This is a genomic window from Streptococcus sp. HMSC078H12 (assembly GCF_001814615.1).
Classification (GTDB): Bacteria; Bacillota; Bacilli; order Lactobacillales; family Streptococcaceae; genus Streptococcus; species Streptococcus salivarius_F.
This window is the reverse complement of sequence record NZ_KV817335.1, coordinates 1-283: the sequence shown is the minus strand read 5'-3', so window position 1 is coordinate 283 and position 283 is coordinate 1. Positions and strand designations below refer to the sequence as shown.

The window sequence follows — 283 nt, the reverse complement described above, 5'->3', positions numbered from 1 at the left end:
CTAAGTTCCAACCAGAGAAATACGTTGTTTCTGAAGAGAAATTCGATATCACTGGTGACAAGCTCGTTGATGATGATAAAGAATTGGCAGACAAGTACGCAGATACCAATGCGAACCCATACGCTGACGATGCGTCAAACAACGAAAAAGAAAACTTGAATACCAAGACTGTTAAACGTGGCGACAAGTTGGTTTACCAAGTTTGGTTGGATACAACTAAATTCGACGCAGCTAACAAGGACAACATTCAATCAGTAGGAATCTCAGATGACTACGATGAAGC

Annotated in this window: 1 protein-coding gene; it reads left to right on the top strand. The window is 41.0% G+C overall.

Annotated features, from left to right (window positions below; translation table 11 throughout):
* On the top strand, positions 1–283 hold a 283-nt coding region (locus HMPREF2979_RS06540), incomplete at both ends, for a hypothetical protein (protein ID WP_148132233.1).